Raw genomic sequence first — 14,974 nt, forward strand, 5'->3', positions numbered from 1 at the left:
CCGAGAATGTATTTTAAGTATCCGGAACTTCTGTATGCCCTCTTCTTATTGATCATCCCTTTTATTGTTCACCTTTTTCAGCTTAGGCGTTTTCAAAAAGAGGAATTTACTAACGTGGAATTCCTGAAGAAAATAAGCAGGCAAACACGTAAAAGTTCAAAGCTCAAAAAGTGGTTAATCCTGTTACTTCGTTTACTTGCGCTTGGTTGTATTATTTTGGCCTTTGCTCAACCCTACCTTCCTGCTTCCAAAAAAGCAAACCAGTCGAGAAGTAATTTGATTTATCTGGACAATTCCTTTAGCATGCAATATCCCGGGGCTAATGGTGAGCTGCTGCAGGCAGCAGTGCAAAGTTTGATGAAAAACCTACCTCAGGAAGGGCCGGTTCATCTAATATCCAATAATAAAGAGTATTATAATATAACCCCTTCAAACCTTCAAAACACCTTACAGGAAATAGATTATAGCGCCACTCCTGTAAATTTTAAAAATCTAAAGCTAAGGGCTTCCCGTTTTTTTAAAGAGTATCCTGCAGCTAATCAGAATTTTATTCTCATTTCAGATTTTCAGCAAAATCTGGAAATCCCGAATGATTTGGCAGAAGATGAAACCATTAGGCTTATTTCACTCCAGCCGGAAAATGTACAAAATATAAGTTTAGACAGTGCGTATATTTTGGAACGTACCTCAGATAAATTAGCACTGAAAGTCCTCCTTTCTGCTACCGGTAACATTAATGATCAAATTGCAGTTTCGGTTTTAGACGGTAAAACATTACTGGGAAAATCGGCTGTTAATTTTGTCGAAAAAGATACTGCCAGCATAACTTTCAGCCTTTTGGGAAACGTTATTACCAACGGGAAGATAGCTGTTGAAGATAATGGCCTGCAATATGATAACAGCCTTTTTTTTAGTATCTCCTCTTCCCCTCCCATTCAAACACTTCTGCTATCTGAAAATGAAGATTCATTTTTAAACAGAATCTATACCGCGCCGGAATTTGAATTGAACCATTTTTCCATTTCCGGTATAGATTATAATTCTCTGTCCCGTGCGCAGCTTATTATTCTTGAAGAACCGGAAGAAATACCTGTTTCCCTTTCCGAAATACTGAGAAAAAAGATGGAAGAAGGTGCTATAGTAATTCTAATCCCTTCTATGAATGCCGATTTGAAATCTTACAATACCTTTTTGGCAGCTAACAATGCACCGCGGCTAACAACCCAGGTACAGCAGGAAAGGCTTATTACCGGCATTCAGTTTTCGCACCCGGTGTACCAATCGGTCTTTGAAGAAGAGGTTGTTAATTTTCAATATCCCAATGTTGCTTCCTACTACGGGCTTGGCTACAACGGGAACGCTGCTTTGCTGTACCAAAATAAAGATGCATTTCTTACCCAGCAAGATCATCTTTTTCTTTTTAGCGCGGCATTAAATACAGAAAATTCCAACTTCAGGAATTCCCCTTTAGTGGTTCCTACTTTCTATAGTATTGGCAAATCTGCACTTCAGCAATCAAAATTATATTATCAGTTAAATAAAAGAAATATCATTGATATTCCTTTTTCTTCAGCTAAAGATGAAGTTTTAACACTTACTTCTGAAGAAGGAAATTTTATTCCGCAGCAACAGTCCTATTCAGAAAAAGTACAGGTTACTACTGAAGATCTACCGGAAACCGCCGGGAACTATAACCTTAAATATAGGAAGGAAGTGATTGGGCAGTTAAGCTATAACTATGGCCGAAGTGAAAGCGAATTGCAGTATACAAACCTGGAGAACCTGAAAAACGCTGAAGTAATAAAGAACATTCCCGCCTATTTCCAAAATGAAAATGCCCTTAATGAAATAAACGCCCTTTGGAAAAGCTTTATTATTTTTGCACTGGTATTTTTACTGTTGGAAATGCTCCTTTTAAAATTTTATAAATGAAGCTACTCGTTAAATCGGCTCATATTATTGATCCGCAATCAGAATTTCACAATAAACAAGTAGATATTTTAATTGAAGATGGTATTCTTAAAAAAATTGGCCCATCCCTAAAAGTTAAAGCAGAAAAAGAAATTAAAAAGGAGCGCCTTCATGTTTCCAGGGGCTGGTTTGACAGCAGTGTGAGCTTTGGGGAACCCGGATTTGAAGAGCGGGAAACCCTGCAAAACGGGCTGGATACAGCAGCCAAATGCGGATTTACGGATATTTGCCTGAATCCTGACAGCCTTCCGGTTACCGATAGCCGCAGCGCGGTAGGTTCTTTAATAGCTGCAGCCCAGGGCCAGCCAGTAAACCTTAAGCCTACCGGAGCTTTGACCGTAAAAAGTGAAGGGGTGGACCTCGCGGAGTTATTTGATATGCAAAACGCCGGGGCCGCCTCTTTTGGAGATTATAAAAAGGCGGTTAAAAATCCAAATCTTCTAAAGATTGCGTTGCAGTATGCCCAAAATTTTGGAGGGCTTATCCAATCTTTTCCACAGGAAGATAAAATTGCCGGCAAGGGCCAGGTAAATGAGCATTATTACAGTACTTCTTTAGGTCTAAAGGGAATTCCAAACCTAGCTGAAGAATTGCAGATTACCAGGGATCTCTATATCCTGGAATATACAGGAGGAAAGCTGCATATTCCCACTATTTCTACTAAAAAAGCGGTGCAGCTCATTAAAGAAGCAAAAAAGAAAGGCCTTGATGTTACCTGCAGTGTGGCAATTCATAACCTGTTTTTTACAGATGAACGCCTGCAGGAATTCGACACCAATGCAAAGGTACTGCCACCTTTAAGAATTGATGAGGACCTAAAAGCACTGCGCAAAGGTTTAAAAGATGGGGTAATAGATATGGTGACCAGTGATCACCGCCCCATGGATATTGAACATAAAAAAGTGGAATTCGAAAATGCCAGTTATGGCACAATAGGCCTGGAATCTGCCTTTGGTGCATTAGCCGGAATATTTTCTACAGAAGATACCGTTAAGTTTCTAACTTCGGGGAAAGACAGGTTTAAAATCAAAAATCCTGCTATTATGGAGGGTGAAGAAGCCAAAATAAGCCTTTTTATCCCAGGTGAAAAATACACTTTTTCATCTAAAGATATTTTATCCACTTCTCATAACAGCATTTTCCTTGACCATTCACTAAGCGGAAAAACTTTGGGAATAATTGCCGGTAATAATCTTAATATTAAATAGCTTCCAAAAAGTTCTTAGAAATGAAAGAAGGGAAAACTGCCGCAATAATTGCTTATATCACCATTGTAGGAACTATTATTGCCTACTTTATGAACCTGGACGAAAAGCATAAAACGGCCAGTTTTCATATAAGGCAGGCCCTTGGAATCCATATCCTTTTTTATCTCATGGGAATTCTTGCATCAATGTTTACCGGATATATGATTCCAACAGCTTTTTACATCTTTGTGCTGGTATTATGGATTTTTGGACTGGTAACAGCTATACAGGGAGAGCAAAAGGAAATTCCTCTTTTAGGCAGTTTTTTTCAAAAAATTTTCAAAAGTATTACTTAAATGAAAACTTCAAATTTATCTTTATATCACCTTATAAAAGAACCTGTTAAAAATAAAGAAAGAGCTCCTTTGCTTATTATGCTGCATGGTTATGGCAGCAATGAAGAAGATCTTTTTTCCTTCGCCGGCGAACTTCCGGAAGAGCTTTTTGTAATTTCTGTTAGAGCCCCTTATCCTATGCCGCCATACGGGAATGCGTGGTATGCCATTCACTGGGACAACCTTCAGGGAAAATTTAGTGATGATAATCAGGCCAGGGATTCCCGTGAGAAAATTTCAGCATTTATAGATGAAGCCGTAGCGGCCTATCCAGTAGATCCTGAGAATATTACCCTGGTGGGCTTTAGCCAGGGCAGTATTTTAAGTTATGCAGTGAGTTTGTCTTATCCGGAAAAGGTGAAAAACATAATCGCTTTAAGCGGTTATGTAAATAAAGATATTATTAAAGAGGGCTACGAGAACAACGATTTTTCCCACCTGTCTTTTTACTGCTCACATGGATCACAGGACCAGGTAATTCCTGTAGAATGGGCTCGCAAAACAAAGCCGTTCCTTGATAAACTGAATATTAAAAATACATATTCTGAATTTCCGGTTGGGCACGGCGTGGCACCGCAAAACTTTTTTGAGCTTAAAAAATGGCTGAAAGAGAGAATTTAATCTACAGGGTATAGAAATGATTTTTCTGGAGTGAGAGTAATTTCCCCATCCTCTTCAATAAAGTAGCTGAAAAAGATTTCTCCCCAGTAAGTGCCGTCGGTAAAATCGGCTAAAACCCATCTATGGTTAAGGATCTTGATTTTATTGATCCTCATCTGCCCTTCCATTCCTTCGTAGGGAACATAAGGGTTATCTTCTGTAGAAGCGTTTGCACTGATAAGTTTATCCTGAATGGCTGCAGTAATTTTTTCCGCAGAAAATCCGTGAGCCTCAAGATAGGTAAGTGCGCTTTCATTCCCCTGCAGGCTGAAGTATTCCTGATTATTATTCTTGATCCTGTTAAGCGAATCCAGTTCCTGCTGAACCTGCTCCAGCTGATTTTCAAGACTGGTGATATCCGCTGTTTTAGCATCCAGGATTTTCTTATCATTTACATAAATAAAAATGGCAAATAAAAGAGCGAAAATAAACAAATACATGAGGATCCTGCCGCGCATACTAAATCTCAATTTTTAAATTGTCATAAGCCAGAAATACATTTTCCGGCAGTTCCCTTTGCACTTCCTCATGAAAACCCAGGAGATGGCTTATATGAGTTAAATATGCCCTTTCAGGATTAATTTCTTTAATAAATTCCAGAGCTTCCTCCAGGTTAAAGTGGGAATGGTGGGGTTCCCTTCGCAAGGCATTTATTACCAGCACCTTTACACCCTGCAGTTTTTTTGCCTCTTTTTCTTCAATCGTCTTTAAATCGGTGAGGTAGGCAAATTTTTCCATCCGGAACCCAAACACCTGCAGCCGGTTATGCCAGAAGCTTACAGGCACAACCTGTAAGCCTTCAAATTCGAAAGGTTTATTTTCAATTTCAAATTCCTTTACCCCCGGCGCGCCGGGATACTTATTTTCTGTAGTAAAAATATAATCAAACCGGCTTCTAAGGGCCTTTAAAACCCTCTTATGGGCAAAAACAGGAATATCTCCCTGTCTAAAGAAAAACGGGCGGATATCGTCGAGCCCTGCGGTATGATCGTTATGTTCGTGGGTGTAAAAAATAGCGTCCAGCTTTTTGACATTATTCGCCAGCATCTGAGCCCTGAAATCTGGCCCGCAATCAATAAGAATAGTATGCCCGCACCACTCCACTAATACAGAAACCCGCAGTCTTTTATCTTTTGGATTATCACTTAAACAAACGGGGTGATTACTGCCAATAATGGGGATTCCCTGGGACGTTCCGGTGCCTAAAAATGTAACTTTCAATAAGTGTTTAATTTATCACAAAAGTAATTATATTTTTTTGTTTAGCTGGGTGTTTTAGTACCTTTGATGACGCAAAAATGAAATTCATTTAAAAGAAAAATTATGCCAATTACCATAATGGGCGACAAGGAATTTGAAAATGTTCCTTCTATTAAAAGCAAAGCGCTGCGCATTAATTTAAATGCGAATATCTACGGAACTTTTTCGGAAATTGGCGCCGGGCAGGAAACGGTAAGGAATTTTTTTCGTGCCGGGGGTGGCTCCGGGACCATAGCAAAAGCTATGAGTGCCTACGATAAAGACTTTAGTGATGCGATATATGGTGTTGAAGATGACCGCAGGTATGTTACTGAAGCACGGCTTAAAAGAATGCTTAGCCACGAAATAAACCTTATAGAACAAAGGATTTCCCGCGAAAAACACCCTGATAAACTCTTCTTTACTTACGCGAATACCGTTGCCACCATAGATTTTGCAAAAAAATATAAAGGCCATGGCTGGGTAGGAATAAAATACCAAGTGAAACCAGATGAAGATTACAACGAGATAAGCCTTCACGTAAGGTTCCATGAAAATGATGCGAGACACCAGCAAAACACTCTGGGAATACTTGGTGTTAACCTTATTTACGGAGCCTATTACAAATACGATAATCCAAAAAAACTACTTCGCTACCTTTACGATCACATAGATAAGGACCAGATTGAAATTGATACCATCAATTTTTCTGGCCCTCGTTTTGAAAATGTAGACAACAGGCTTATGAGTCTGCAGCTCGTTAAAAACGGAATGACCGATGCCGTTATGTTTGCGCCAGATGGTCACAATGTGTTGCCCGCAAAGATCCTTTACAAAAAGAATATTCTCGCTCTTAGAGGAAGCTTTCGTCCCGTAACTAAAGTAAATATGGACATGTATGAGCGTTCCCTCGAATTATTTCTGAAAGAGAATAAAGTTGATAAAGACAGTACCGAGGTGATTTTTGAAATTACGCTTTCTAACCTTCGGGCAGAAGGCGAAATAGATGAACGGGATTTTATGGATCGTGCTGAACTGCTATGCTCTCTTGGACAAACAGTTATGATCTCTAACTTCCAGGAATACTATAAGGTTGTGGAATACTTCTCCAGATATTCCAAGCAGCGCATGGGACTTGCCATGGGAGTGAATAACCTTGTAGACGTTTTTGATGAGAAATACTACAGGCATCTTAGTGGCGGAATCCTGGAAGCATTCGGGAAATTATTCTTTAAAGACCTTAAAGTTTATCTTTATCCGCTTAAAGACCCTGAAACGGGAGAAATCACCACCAGTGATAACCTGAAGGTTCATCCAAGGATGAAGGAGTTGTACAAGTTCTTTAAATACAACGGCCGGGTTGAAGATATTGAAAATTACAATCCTGAAATACTTGACATCTATTCACGTGAAGTGCTGCAAATGATTAGCGAAGGTAAAGATGGCTGGGAAGATATGCTTCCGGAAAAAACCACAGCCATGATAAAAGACCTCAATCTTTTCCATTATCAGGAAAACAAGAAAAAAGCAGAGACAGAAAAGGCAGAAGTCAAACATTAAGTTTAAAGCATTTATAAAAAAAGGTCCTGAGATTTTTATCAGGACCTTTTTTATGCATTTCAGTTTCTTCTCCTATTTATATTATCTAAGAAAATTATTACTTCTCACTACTCCACTCTTTCAATTTTAGCTCCTATAGCTTTCAGGCGCTTGTCAATATCTTCATATCCCCTATCAATCTGCTCGATGTTATGGATAACTGAAGTTCCTTTTGCAGACAATGCCGCGATAAGCAGCGATATTCCTGCCCTTATATCCGGAGAACTCATGGTAGTTGCTTTTAGCGTAGATTTAAAATCATGTCCTATTACCGTTGCACGGTGAGGATCGCAAAGGATGATTTTAGCCCCCATATCTATGAGTTTATCTACAAAGAACAAACGGCTCTCGAACATTTTTTGATGCACCAGGATGCTTCCTCTTGCCTGGGTGGCCACTACTAGGATAATGCTCAGTAAATCTGGAGTGAACCCCGGCCATGGCGCATCACTAATGCTCATTATGGAACCGTCAATAAAATTTTGAACCTCATAGCCATTTTTATGTGCGGGAATATGAATATTGTCCCCGCTTTTTTCAACCGTAATCCCCAGTTTTCTGAAGGTATTCGGGATTAGTCCCAGCATATCCCAATTTACATTCTTAATGGTAATCTCACTTCGCGTCATTGCGGCGAGGCCAATCCAGGAGCCAATTTCAACCATATCAGGTAAAATCTGGTGATCACAACCATGTAATTCCTTAACCCCTTCTATAATAAGAAGGTTAGAGCCCACTCCGCTTATTTTAGCTCCCATGCAGTTAAGCATTTTGCACAATTGCTGCAGGTAAGGTTCACAGGCCGCGTTATATATGGTAGTGGTTCCTTTTGCCAAAACAGCAGCCATAACAATATTGGCTGTTCCGGTAACCGAAGCTTCTTCCAGCAACATATAATTGCCTTTTAAACCCTCTGCAGGAGCCTCTACACCGTAAAAACGTTCTTCTTTGTTATACCGGAATTTAGCGCCTAACTTAATAAACCCCTCAAAATGAGTATCCAGGCGGCGGCGGCCTATTTTATCGCCCCCTGGCCTTGGAATATATCCTTTTCCAAACCTTGCCAGCAAAGGTCCTACTATCATTATTGAACCACGCAGCCCGCTACCGTCAGTTTTAAATTGTTCACTGCTTAAATAATCCAGGTCCAGAGAATCACTTTGGAAAGTATAACTACCTTTTCCTTTTTGATCGACTTTCACCCCTAGATTCTTTAGAAGCCTTATGAGCTTGTTTACATCAAGAATATCAGGAATGTTGGTTATTTGTACTTTTTCTGAAGTTAAAAGTACGGCACAAAGTATTTGAAGGGCTTCATTTTTCGCTCCCTGCGGCTGAATTTCCCCACTTAAGCGGTGCCCTCCCTCTATTTGGAAAGTTCCCATAAAGTAACTTTAAATTTTAATGACGCTTACGGCTTTTCCTGCCGGATTTTTTTGGATTGCTTTTGGTATGTTTTTTACGGCCCCTGAGAAGGTTGGAAGAATCGCTAAGATCTTCATCAGAATTTTTAAGATTTAATTCCCCGTTACTAAGCTCTTTTAAATGGTCAAAAATTACATTATCATCTACGGTGTCCCTGTTCCAGTTAAGGAAAGATTTTTTCATGTGATTGGCGATAGTGTAAACCAGCGCTTCTTTTAAAGGCCCTTCATCATATTCTTTTGCCTCATCAATCATTCGTTTAATATTGTTTCCGTAGAAGCGGTATTTTGGAAAATTCTGAGGATAAGCCAGGGGCTCTGGATGCTCTTCCAACTGTTCCCTGGATGGTTTGGGAAAAGGAGATTCCACATCCAGTTTAAAATCGCTGATAATAAATAACTGGTCCCATAATTTATGCTGAAAATCTGGCACATCCCTAAGATGCGGATTCATATTACCCATTACTGCAATAATAGAACGTGCTACTTTATTGCGCTCTTTTTCATCTTCAATAGCAACAGCATGTTCTACCATTTTTTGAAGATGCCTTCCATATTCAGGAATAATTAACTGGGTCCTTTCAGAATTATATTCTAATGCGTTTGTCAAATTTAAAATTTATAAGGTGATACTTAGTGTAGAAGTTTAATAATGCTGCAAAATAGCAAATATAATCTAAGAATTAGAAGATTACACCGATTTAATTCCGTACAATGGGTTTAGAGGGAAATTACTCCTTTTACTTCTTTTCCTATTTTCTTGTATTTTTCTATTACCGCGTCTGGATTTTTCATCCTTACATTAATAGAAACACTGGTATATTTGCCATTTTTAGATTGCTTGGTGTTAATCACAGCACCCATGTTATCAAAGATTTTTTCTATCTGCCCGATCTCTTTTTCACTGGTGGGAACAATAAATTTATATAGATATTCTGAAGGCCAGAGGGTGGTGTCCTGTAATTGCTTTTTTAATTTTTGGTAAAATTCATCTTTGTTTTCCGCTTCACTCATAACTTTTATTCCTTTTATAATGCAAAGATACAAGGATTGCTTTCATTTTTATAATCAAATTCAAATCACGAAATTTGCCGCGTGAAAAAGAACAAAATAGTAATTACCGGCGGCCCCGGTACGGGAAAATCTTCTATTGTACATCAACTGGAAGAAAAAGGCCATAGCTGCCTTCATGAAGTATCACGAGAAGTAATACGGGAAGCACGACTTTCAGGGATAGATCAGTTATTTCTGGAAGACCCGGTATTATTCAGCAGAAAATTGCTGGAAGGCAGGCGTAAACAATTTTTGGAGGCTGAAGCATTTCCTTCAGACCATATTTTTATTGATCGCGGAATACCGGACGTAGTGGCTTATATGGATTACTTTAATACCAGTTATAGTGAAGAATTTACTGTTCCCTGTGAAAATTACCGGTATAACTTTATTTTCATTCTACCCCCCTGGGAAGCAATTTATAAAAGTGATAACGAGCGTTACGAATCTTTTCAAGAAGCCAGTAAAATTTCTAAATACCTCCAAAAAACTTATCAAACCTATGGCTATGAACCCATAAAAGTTCCCGAGGCAAGTGTGGAAGAAAGAGCTAACTTTATACTCCACAGGATTGGGTTTTAAAATTTGCAAAAAGCACTACAAATATTACAGCGTTTTTGGGGCCATGAAGAATTCAGGCCCCGGCAATGGCCCATTATAGAAGCGCTTCTTGAGCAAAAAGATGTAATTGCCCTCCTGCCAACAGGAGGTGGTAAATCTGTATGTTTTCAAATTCCCGCATTACTTCAGGAAGGGATATGCATAGTAGTATCTCCTTTAATAGCATTAATGAATGACCAGGTGCAGGCACTTCAGCAAAAAAATATCAAAGCCATGGCACTTACCGGCGGGATCCGGTATAAAGACCTGGACAAGCTCTTGGATAATTGCATTTACGGGAATTATAAGTTTCTTTACCTCTCTCCGGAACGCCTGCAGCAGGAACTTGTACAGGAACGTATACGGCAAATGAACGTTAATTTAATTGCCATAGACGAGGCACATTGTATTTCGCAGTGGGGCCACGATTTTCGTCCGGCCTATCGTAATATCTCCGTGCTCCGGGAAATAAAACCTAACGTTCCATTTGTAGCATTAACAGCTACCGCTACTTCTGAAGTGGTGAAAGACATGAGAGTAGAACTCAAAATGCACGAAGCGCTGTTTATAAAACGTTCTTTTGAAAGGGAAAATATTGCTTACAGGGTTTTATCTGCGGAAGACAAACAATACCGTTTATTGCAACTGCTTAAGCATAAAAGGCAAAGTGCCATTATCTATGTAAGAAGCAGAAATGCTACTATAGAGATTACTGCTTTTTTGAGGAAAAATGGCCATAGTGCCGAAGCATTCCACGGCGGACTTAAAAATGAGGAAAAAGCTGAAAAGCTTGAAAATTGGCTTCAGGGTAAGTTTAATTTAATGGTTGCCACCACAGCTTTTGGAATGGGTATAGACAAAGCGGAAGTACGCCAGGTGATTCATCTAAATCTTCCAGAAAGCCTGGAGAGCTATTTTCAGGAAGCGGGCCGCGCGGGTAGAGATGGTAAGTTTGCCGTTTCTACAATTATTACCAATCCCGGAGATATCCCAATGTTAAAAAACCAGTTTTTACTAAATCTTCCAGATGTTGAAGATGTGAAGCTGGTTTATAGAAAGCTAAACTCCTTTTTTAGGATAGCCTACGGGGAAGGAGAAAATGAAAATTATGATTTTAATTTTGCAGGATTTTGCAACCAGTATGAGTTGAATTCCAATAAAACTTATAATGCATTGCAAATGCTGGACCGCTGCAGTATTATTAGACTGTCTCAGCAATTTCAAAGAAAGGCAGAGCTGCAGTTCATAATTACAGACAGGCAGCTATCTTATTATTTGCGGGAGCATTCTGCCAGTGATGTGCTAGTAAAAGCCATTTTAAGAACTTATGGAGGAATCTTTGAAAATAAAATAAACATCAACCTGGAAGCGGTATGCAGGAAAGCTGCCGTTCGGGAAGAAGAAGCCCTCGAAATTCTTAAAAAACTGGAAAGGGACCAGGTTATTGAGTTTACCTATTCCCGGCATGATGCATCGGTAACTTTTCTGGTCCCACGGGAAGATGAAGCTACCATTAACCCGGTGGCGGCTTTTATAAAATTACATAAGCAGAATAAAAGGGATAAAATTGAAGCAGTTTTAGAATACATAAAAAACAATACTCTTTGCCGAAGTGTGCAACTATTGAAATACTTTGGGGAAGAACCAGGAAAAACCTGCGGAATATGCTCTGTATGTATGCAAAATAAAATTCCGCTGAATAGAAAAACAATGAATACCATTTACCAGGAGATCGCGGTACTTCTAAAAGGCAAAGAAATGTCTTCACGGGAATTGTTGGAAAATATAGATTTTCCTGAAGAGCATGTTATAAAGGTACTGCAGTTGTTAATTGAAAAAGAAATCATTGTGCGCACAGCAACCAATGAATACAAATTATATAAAAATGAGAGATCTTAGAATAGTATTTATGGGCACTCCAGAGTTTGCCGTTCAAAGCCTTAAGGCAATTCTGGAAGCCGGATATACGGTTATAGGAGTGATTACCGCCCCAGATAAACCTGCCGGAAGAGGAAGAAAACTACAGCAAAGCGAGGTAAAAAAATATGCGCTGGAACAAAATTTAAAAGTTCTTCAACCTTTAAATTTAAAATCTGAAGCATTTCAAAAAGAACTGGCAGCTTTAGCACCCAATGTACAAATAGTGGTAGCTTTTAGGATGTTACCTAAAAATGTATGGGCTTTACCGGAATACGGTACTTTTAACCTGCACGCTTCTCTCCTTCCCCAGTATCGAGGTGCAGCTCCAATTAACTGGAGTATTATAAACGGTGAGACAGAAACAGGAGTTTCCACATTTTTTATAGATGAAAAAATAGATACCGGAGCCATGATCCTTCAGGAGAAGGTAATAATAGGAGAAGATGAAACCGTGGGCCAGCTTCATGACAAATTAATGCTAACCGGGTCCAGACTGGTGGTAAAAACCCTGGAACTTATTCAAATGGATAATGTGGAGCCTACCATACAGGAAGAAAATGAAAACTTAAAAGCTGCTCCAAAGCTTGACCGGGAAAATACAAGAATCCATTGGAAAAAATCTGTTGATGATATTCATAATCTTATTAGAGGGCTAAACCCCTACCCTGCAGCCTGGTGCTTTTTTAGGAACGGTTCTGAAGAAAAAAAGGTGAAAATTTTTGGGTCCCAAAAGCAACAATCCATTCATGATTTAGAAACTGGACAAATTGTTATCGAGGATAAAAAAATGCTTGTGGCCGCAAAGGAAGGTTTTATTGTAGTTGAAGAAATCCAATTGCCTGGAAAACGTAAAATGAAAGTAAAGGATCTTTTGAATGGTTATGCTATTAATTCTGAAGCAAAAATGCGCTGAGGCCTTATGGCTGCTGAAATCATAAAAAGTCAACCTTTACAAGCCTTCTTTATTAACAAAAAGTTAAAGTTATTAACAATAACCCGCTTTTCCCTTGATATTACTTGCGTGGCCGGGAAATCCATATAAATTTGTAAAGCAATGTAACAGAATGTTTAACCAACAACTTAATTTAAAATTCAAATTATGAACAAAACTGATTTAATTGATGCAATGGCTGAAAATGCAGGTATTTCTAAAGCTGCCGCAAAAAAAGCCCTGGAGTCTTTTCTTGAAAATATAGAGACTTCCCTTAAAAAAGGAGATAGAGTTTCTCTTGTAGGATTTGGATCCTGGTCTGTATCTAAAAGAGCCGCACGCGAAGGTAGAAACCCTCAAACCGGAAAAACTATTAAAATCGCCGCTAAAAATGTAGTAAAATTTAAAGCTGGAGCAGATTTGCAAAAAGCTGTTAACTAATCTACTACATTAGTAAAAAATCTTTAAGCCTCCTCTTATGGAGGCTTTTATTTTTAAAAAAATTAGGAGAATGATTTGATTTTTTTAAATTAATAAGTAGATTAGTTAAAAAGAACCCACTATGATTGCTTTAAAACCAGCCAAAGGGCATCTGTTAGTTGCAGAGCCTACAATTATCGGGGACGTGGCATTTAACCGTTCGGTGGTGCTGTTAGCTAATCATTCGGAAACCGGATCTGTAGGTTTCATTCTTAACAAAGTTCTCGATTTCACCCTTAAAGACCTTATTCCTGAACTGCAGGTAACTTTTAAAATATACAATGGCGGTCCTGTAGAACAGGACAACTTATATTTTATTCATAAAGTACCGGAACTTATCCCGGATAGTATAGAAATTGCCAGCGGCATATACTGGGGCGGAAATTTTGAAGCCGTCAAAGAACTTATTGCGAAAGACCTGCTTCATGAAAACCAGATAAAATTTTTCCTGGGTTATTCCGGTTGGGATGCCAACCAGTTAAATGCTGAGCTGGATTCCCACTCCTGGATAGTTACGACTAATGAAGACCATACCAATCTCATTGAAAGGCCCTATAATTCTTTTTGGAAGGATAAAATGCTTCAGCTAGGGGGGGAATATTTATTATGGTGTAATGCCCCTGAAAATCCAAGCTATAATTAAACCAGTCTTGCCTGTACATTAAGTTTAGAAAGTAAAAGGGCGGCGCTTTTGCTGCCAAAACTTTTTTTCCGATAGCGGCTTACAGGTTGTATTCCTACGGCAATATTGGTAATAAACAATTCGTCTGCCTTCTGTAATTCAAAAGGAGAAATAGATGTTTCTTCCAGCTTAAGGTCTGGTAATTTTTTAATTATTCCTGTGAGTTGTTTCCTGATTATCCCATTTAGGGCCCCGTCACTTAAAGGAGGGGTTTTTATAGTATCCCCTTTTACCAGGAAAATATTTCCGTTAAGAGCCTCCACAACATTTTTCTTCTCGTTAAGAATCAGGCAGTTATTATACCCGTTTTCTTTGGCAAAAATACTTCCCAAAACATTTACCGCACGGTTAGTAGATTTTATGGTGGATAGGATCCCGCTGTTGATGTAATGGTCTTTAAACAACTCTATTTCATAAGGCTCTTCATTTAAAAGGTAGAATGGACTTTCTATTTTAAAGCAGGTAAGTGTATAGCCAACATTTCTTGTGGAGGGCGTATAAAACCCTCCCTCTTTTCTAAAAACCGTAAAACGTATCCTGGCGGGAGAATCTTTTAGGCCATTTACTTTTAGGAGCTCCAGGATTTCTTCCTCAAGAAATTCGGGCGAAAAAGAATTAGGAATTTCCATTCGCATAATGCGCATAGAAGCCATCAACCTGAAGTAATGATCTTCCCAGAAAATTATTTTTCCATTTATAATTCTAATGGTTTCAAAAACCGCATCTCCATATTTAAAGCCCCGGTTAAAAACCGAAAGACTGGCATCCTTATCTTCTAATAAATTTCCGTTAATGTTAATCATAAAAAAACCCCGGTTTTAGCGGGGCTAAGG

The 14,974-nt window shown here is 38.9% G+C and carries 16 protein-coding genes; 10 read left to right on the plus strand and 6 right to left on the minus strand.

The window, feature by feature from the left end:
* The first annotated feature begins 6 nt into the window (after positions 1–6).
* From AB8M93_RS04075 to AB8M93_RS04090, 4 genes are read left to right on the plus strand one after another with little or no spacing between them, the layout of a single operon-like run.
* Positions 7–1,932 (plus strand): BatA domain-containing protein, encoded by a 1,926-nt coding sequence (locus AB8M93_RS04075; protein WP_373056303.1) that lies wholly within the window; start codon positions 7–9, stop codon positions 1,930–1,932.
* Positions 1,929–3,179 (plus strand): dihydroorotase, encoded by a 1,251-nt coding sequence (locus tag AB8M93_RS04080; protein WP_373056304.1) that lies wholly within the window; start codon positions 1,929–1,931, stop codon positions 3,177–3,179. Before AB8M93_RS04075 ends, AB8M93_RS04080 begins: the two co-directional genes overlap by 4 nt.
* Before the next feature lie 20 nt (positions 3,180–3,199).
* Positions 3,200–3,514 (plus strand): magnetosome magnetite crystal formation protein family, encoded by a 315-nt coding sequence (locus tag AB8M93_RS04085; RefSeq protein ID WP_373056305.1) that lies wholly within the window; start codon positions 3,200–3,202, stop codon positions 3,512–3,514.
* The gene (locus tag AB8M93_RS04090; protein ID WP_373056306.1) at positions 3,515–4,174 is read left to right on the plus strand and encodes an alpha/beta hydrolase; all 660 of its coding nucleotides are present in this window, start codon (positions 3,515–3,517) and stop codon (positions 4,172–4,174) included.
* Here AB8M93_RS04090 and AB8M93_RS04095 read toward each other — a convergent pair.
* Positions 4,171–4,671 carry a hypothetical protein gene (locus AB8M93_RS04095; RefSeq protein WP_373056307.1) on the minus strand — a complete coding sequence of 167 codons (501 nt, stop codon included), beginning with the start codon at positions 4,669–4,671 and terminating at the stop codon, positions 4,171–4,173. The genes AB8M93_RS04090 and AB8M93_RS04095 overlap by 4 nt on opposite strands.
* A 1-nt stretch (position 4,672) precedes the next feature.
* A complete protein-coding gene (locus tag AB8M93_RS04100; RefSeq protein ID WP_373056308.1) occupies positions 4,673–5,434 on the minus strand; it encodes an MBL fold metallo-hydrolase in 762 nt (253 codons plus the stop codon).
* 102 nt (positions 5,435–5,536) lie between these two features.
* On the opposite strand from AB8M93_RS04100, the gene AB8M93_RS04105 reads away from it, so the two are divergent.
* Positions 5,537–7,012: a TonB-dependent receptor gene (locus AB8M93_RS04105; protein ID WP_373056309.1), complete on the plus strand. Its 1,476-nt coding sequence runs from the start codon at positions 5,537–5,539 to the stop codon at positions 7,010–7,012.
* 107 nt (positions 7,013–7,119) lie between these two features.
* Here AB8M93_RS04105 and murA read toward each other — a convergent pair whose 3' ends face one another.
* The 3 genes from murA to AB8M93_RS04120 all read right to left on the minus strand — a co-directional run bounded on the left by murA (position 7,120) and on the right by AB8M93_RS04120 (position 9,489).
* On the minus strand, positions 7,120–8,436 hold the full coding sequence (gene murA, locus AB8M93_RS04110; protein WP_373056310.1) for a UDP-N-acetylglucosamine 1-carboxyvinyltransferase: 1,317 nt from the start codon (positions 8,434–8,436) through the stop codon (positions 7,120–7,122).
* Positions 8,437–8,452: 16 nt separating this feature from the next.
* Entirely contained in the window at positions 8,453–9,085 is a 633-nt protein-coding gene (locus AB8M93_RS04115; protein ID WP_373056311.1) for a DUF4290 domain-containing protein, read from the minus strand.
* Between the two features lie 110 nt (positions 9,086–9,195).
* Positions 9,196–9,489, minus strand: coding sequence for a DUF493 family protein (locus AB8M93_RS04120; protein WP_373056312.1), 294 nt, complete (start codon positions 9,487–9,489; stop codon positions 9,196–9,198).
* A gap of 81 nt (positions 9,490–9,570) precedes the next feature.
* Between AB8M93_RS04120 and AB8M93_RS04125 the strand changes: the two genes are divergently transcribed.
* From AB8M93_RS04125 to AB8M93_RS04145, 5 genes are all read left to right on the plus strand, one after another.
* Positions 9,571–10,110: an AAA family ATPase gene (locus AB8M93_RS04125; RefSeq protein ID WP_373056313.1), complete on the plus strand. Its 540-nt coding sequence runs from the start codon at positions 9,571–9,573 to the stop codon at positions 10,108–10,110.
* 3 nt (positions 10,111–10,113) lie between these two features.
* On the plus strand, positions 10,114–12,027 hold the full coding sequence (locus tag AB8M93_RS04130) for a RecQ family ATP-dependent DNA helicase (protein WP_373056314.1): 1,914 nt from the start codon (positions 10,114–10,116) through the stop codon (positions 12,025–12,027).
* A complete protein-coding gene (fmt, locus tag AB8M93_RS04135) occupies positions 12,014–12,961 on the plus strand; it encodes a methionyl-tRNA formyltransferase (protein WP_373056315.1) in 948 nt (315 codons plus the stop codon). Before AB8M93_RS04130 ends, fmt begins: the two co-directional genes overlap by 14 nt.
* Positions 12,962–13,147: 186 nt before the next feature.
* Entirely contained in the window at positions 13,148–13,420 is a 273-nt protein-coding gene (locus tag AB8M93_RS04140; RefSeq protein ID WP_311503165.1) for an HU family DNA-binding protein, read from the plus strand.
* A 121-nt stretch (positions 13,421–13,541) separates the two neighbouring features.
* On the plus strand, positions 13,542–14,102 hold the full coding sequence (locus AB8M93_RS04145; RefSeq protein ID WP_373056316.1) for a YqgE/AlgH family protein: 561 nt from the start codon (positions 13,542–13,544) through the stop codon (positions 14,100–14,102).
* Here AB8M93_RS04145 and AB8M93_RS04150 read toward each other — a convergent pair.
* Positions 14,099–14,944: an aminotransferase class IV gene (locus AB8M93_RS04150; RefSeq protein ID WP_373056317.1), complete on the minus strand. Its 846-nt coding sequence runs from the start codon at positions 14,942–14,944 to the stop codon at positions 14,099–14,101. The two genes, AB8M93_RS04145 and AB8M93_RS04150, sit on opposite strands and share 4 nt — an antisense overlap.
* Positions 14,945–14,974: the final 30 nt, after the last annotated feature.

Source organism: Autumnicola aciditolerans (assembly GCF_041679265.1).
In the GTDB taxonomy this organism is placed as follows: domain Bacteria; phylum Bacteroidota; class Bacteroidia; order Flavobacteriales; family Flavobacteriaceae; genus Autumnicola.

Coding starts and splice junctions, on each gene's coding strand:
- AB8M93_RS04095 (WP_373056307.1), bottom strand. CDS start 4,671: ATGCGCGGCAGGATCCTCATGTATTTGTTTATTTTCGCTCTTTTATTT.
- murA (WP_373056310.1), bottom strand. CDS start 8,436: ATGGGAACTTTCCAAATAGAGGGAGGGCACCGCTTAAGTGGGGAAATT.
- fmt (WP_373056315.1), top strand. CDS start 12,014: ATGAGAGATCTTAGAATAGTATTTATGGGCACTCCAGAGTTTGCCGTT.
- AB8M93_RS04140 (WP_311503165.1), top strand. CDS start 13,148: ATGAACAAAACTGATTTAATTGATGCAATGGCTGAAAATGCAGGTATT.
- AB8M93_RS04075 (WP_373056303.1), top strand. CDS start 7: ATGTATTTTAAGTATCCGGAACTTCTGTATGCCCTCTTCTTATTGATC.
- AB8M93_RS04090 (WP_373056306.1), top strand. CDS start 3,515: ATGAAAACTTCAAATTTATCTTTATATCACCTTATAAAAGAACCTGTT.
- AB8M93_RS04080 (WP_373056304.1), top strand. CDS start 1,929: ATGAAGCTACTCGTTAAATCGGCTCATATTATTGATCCGCAATCAGAA.
- AB8M93_RS04150 (WP_373056317.1), bottom strand. CDS start 14,944: ATGATTAACATTAACGGAAATTTATTAGAAGATAAGGATGCCAGTCTT.
- AB8M93_RS04120 (WP_373056312.1), bottom strand. CDS start 9,489: ATGAGTGAAGCGGAAAACAAAGATGAATTTTACCAAAAATTAAAAAAG.
- AB8M93_RS04145 (WP_373056316.1), top strand. CDS start 13,542: ATGATTGCTTTAAAACCAGCCAAAGGGCATCTGTTAGTTGCAGAGCCT.
- AB8M93_RS04105 (WP_373056309.1), top strand. CDS start 5,537: ATGCCAATTACCATAATGGGCGACAAGGAATTTGAAAATGTTCCTTCT.
- AB8M93_RS04085 (WP_373056305.1), top strand. CDS start 3,200: ATGAAAGAAGGGAAAACTGCCGCAATAATTGCTTATATCACCATTGTA.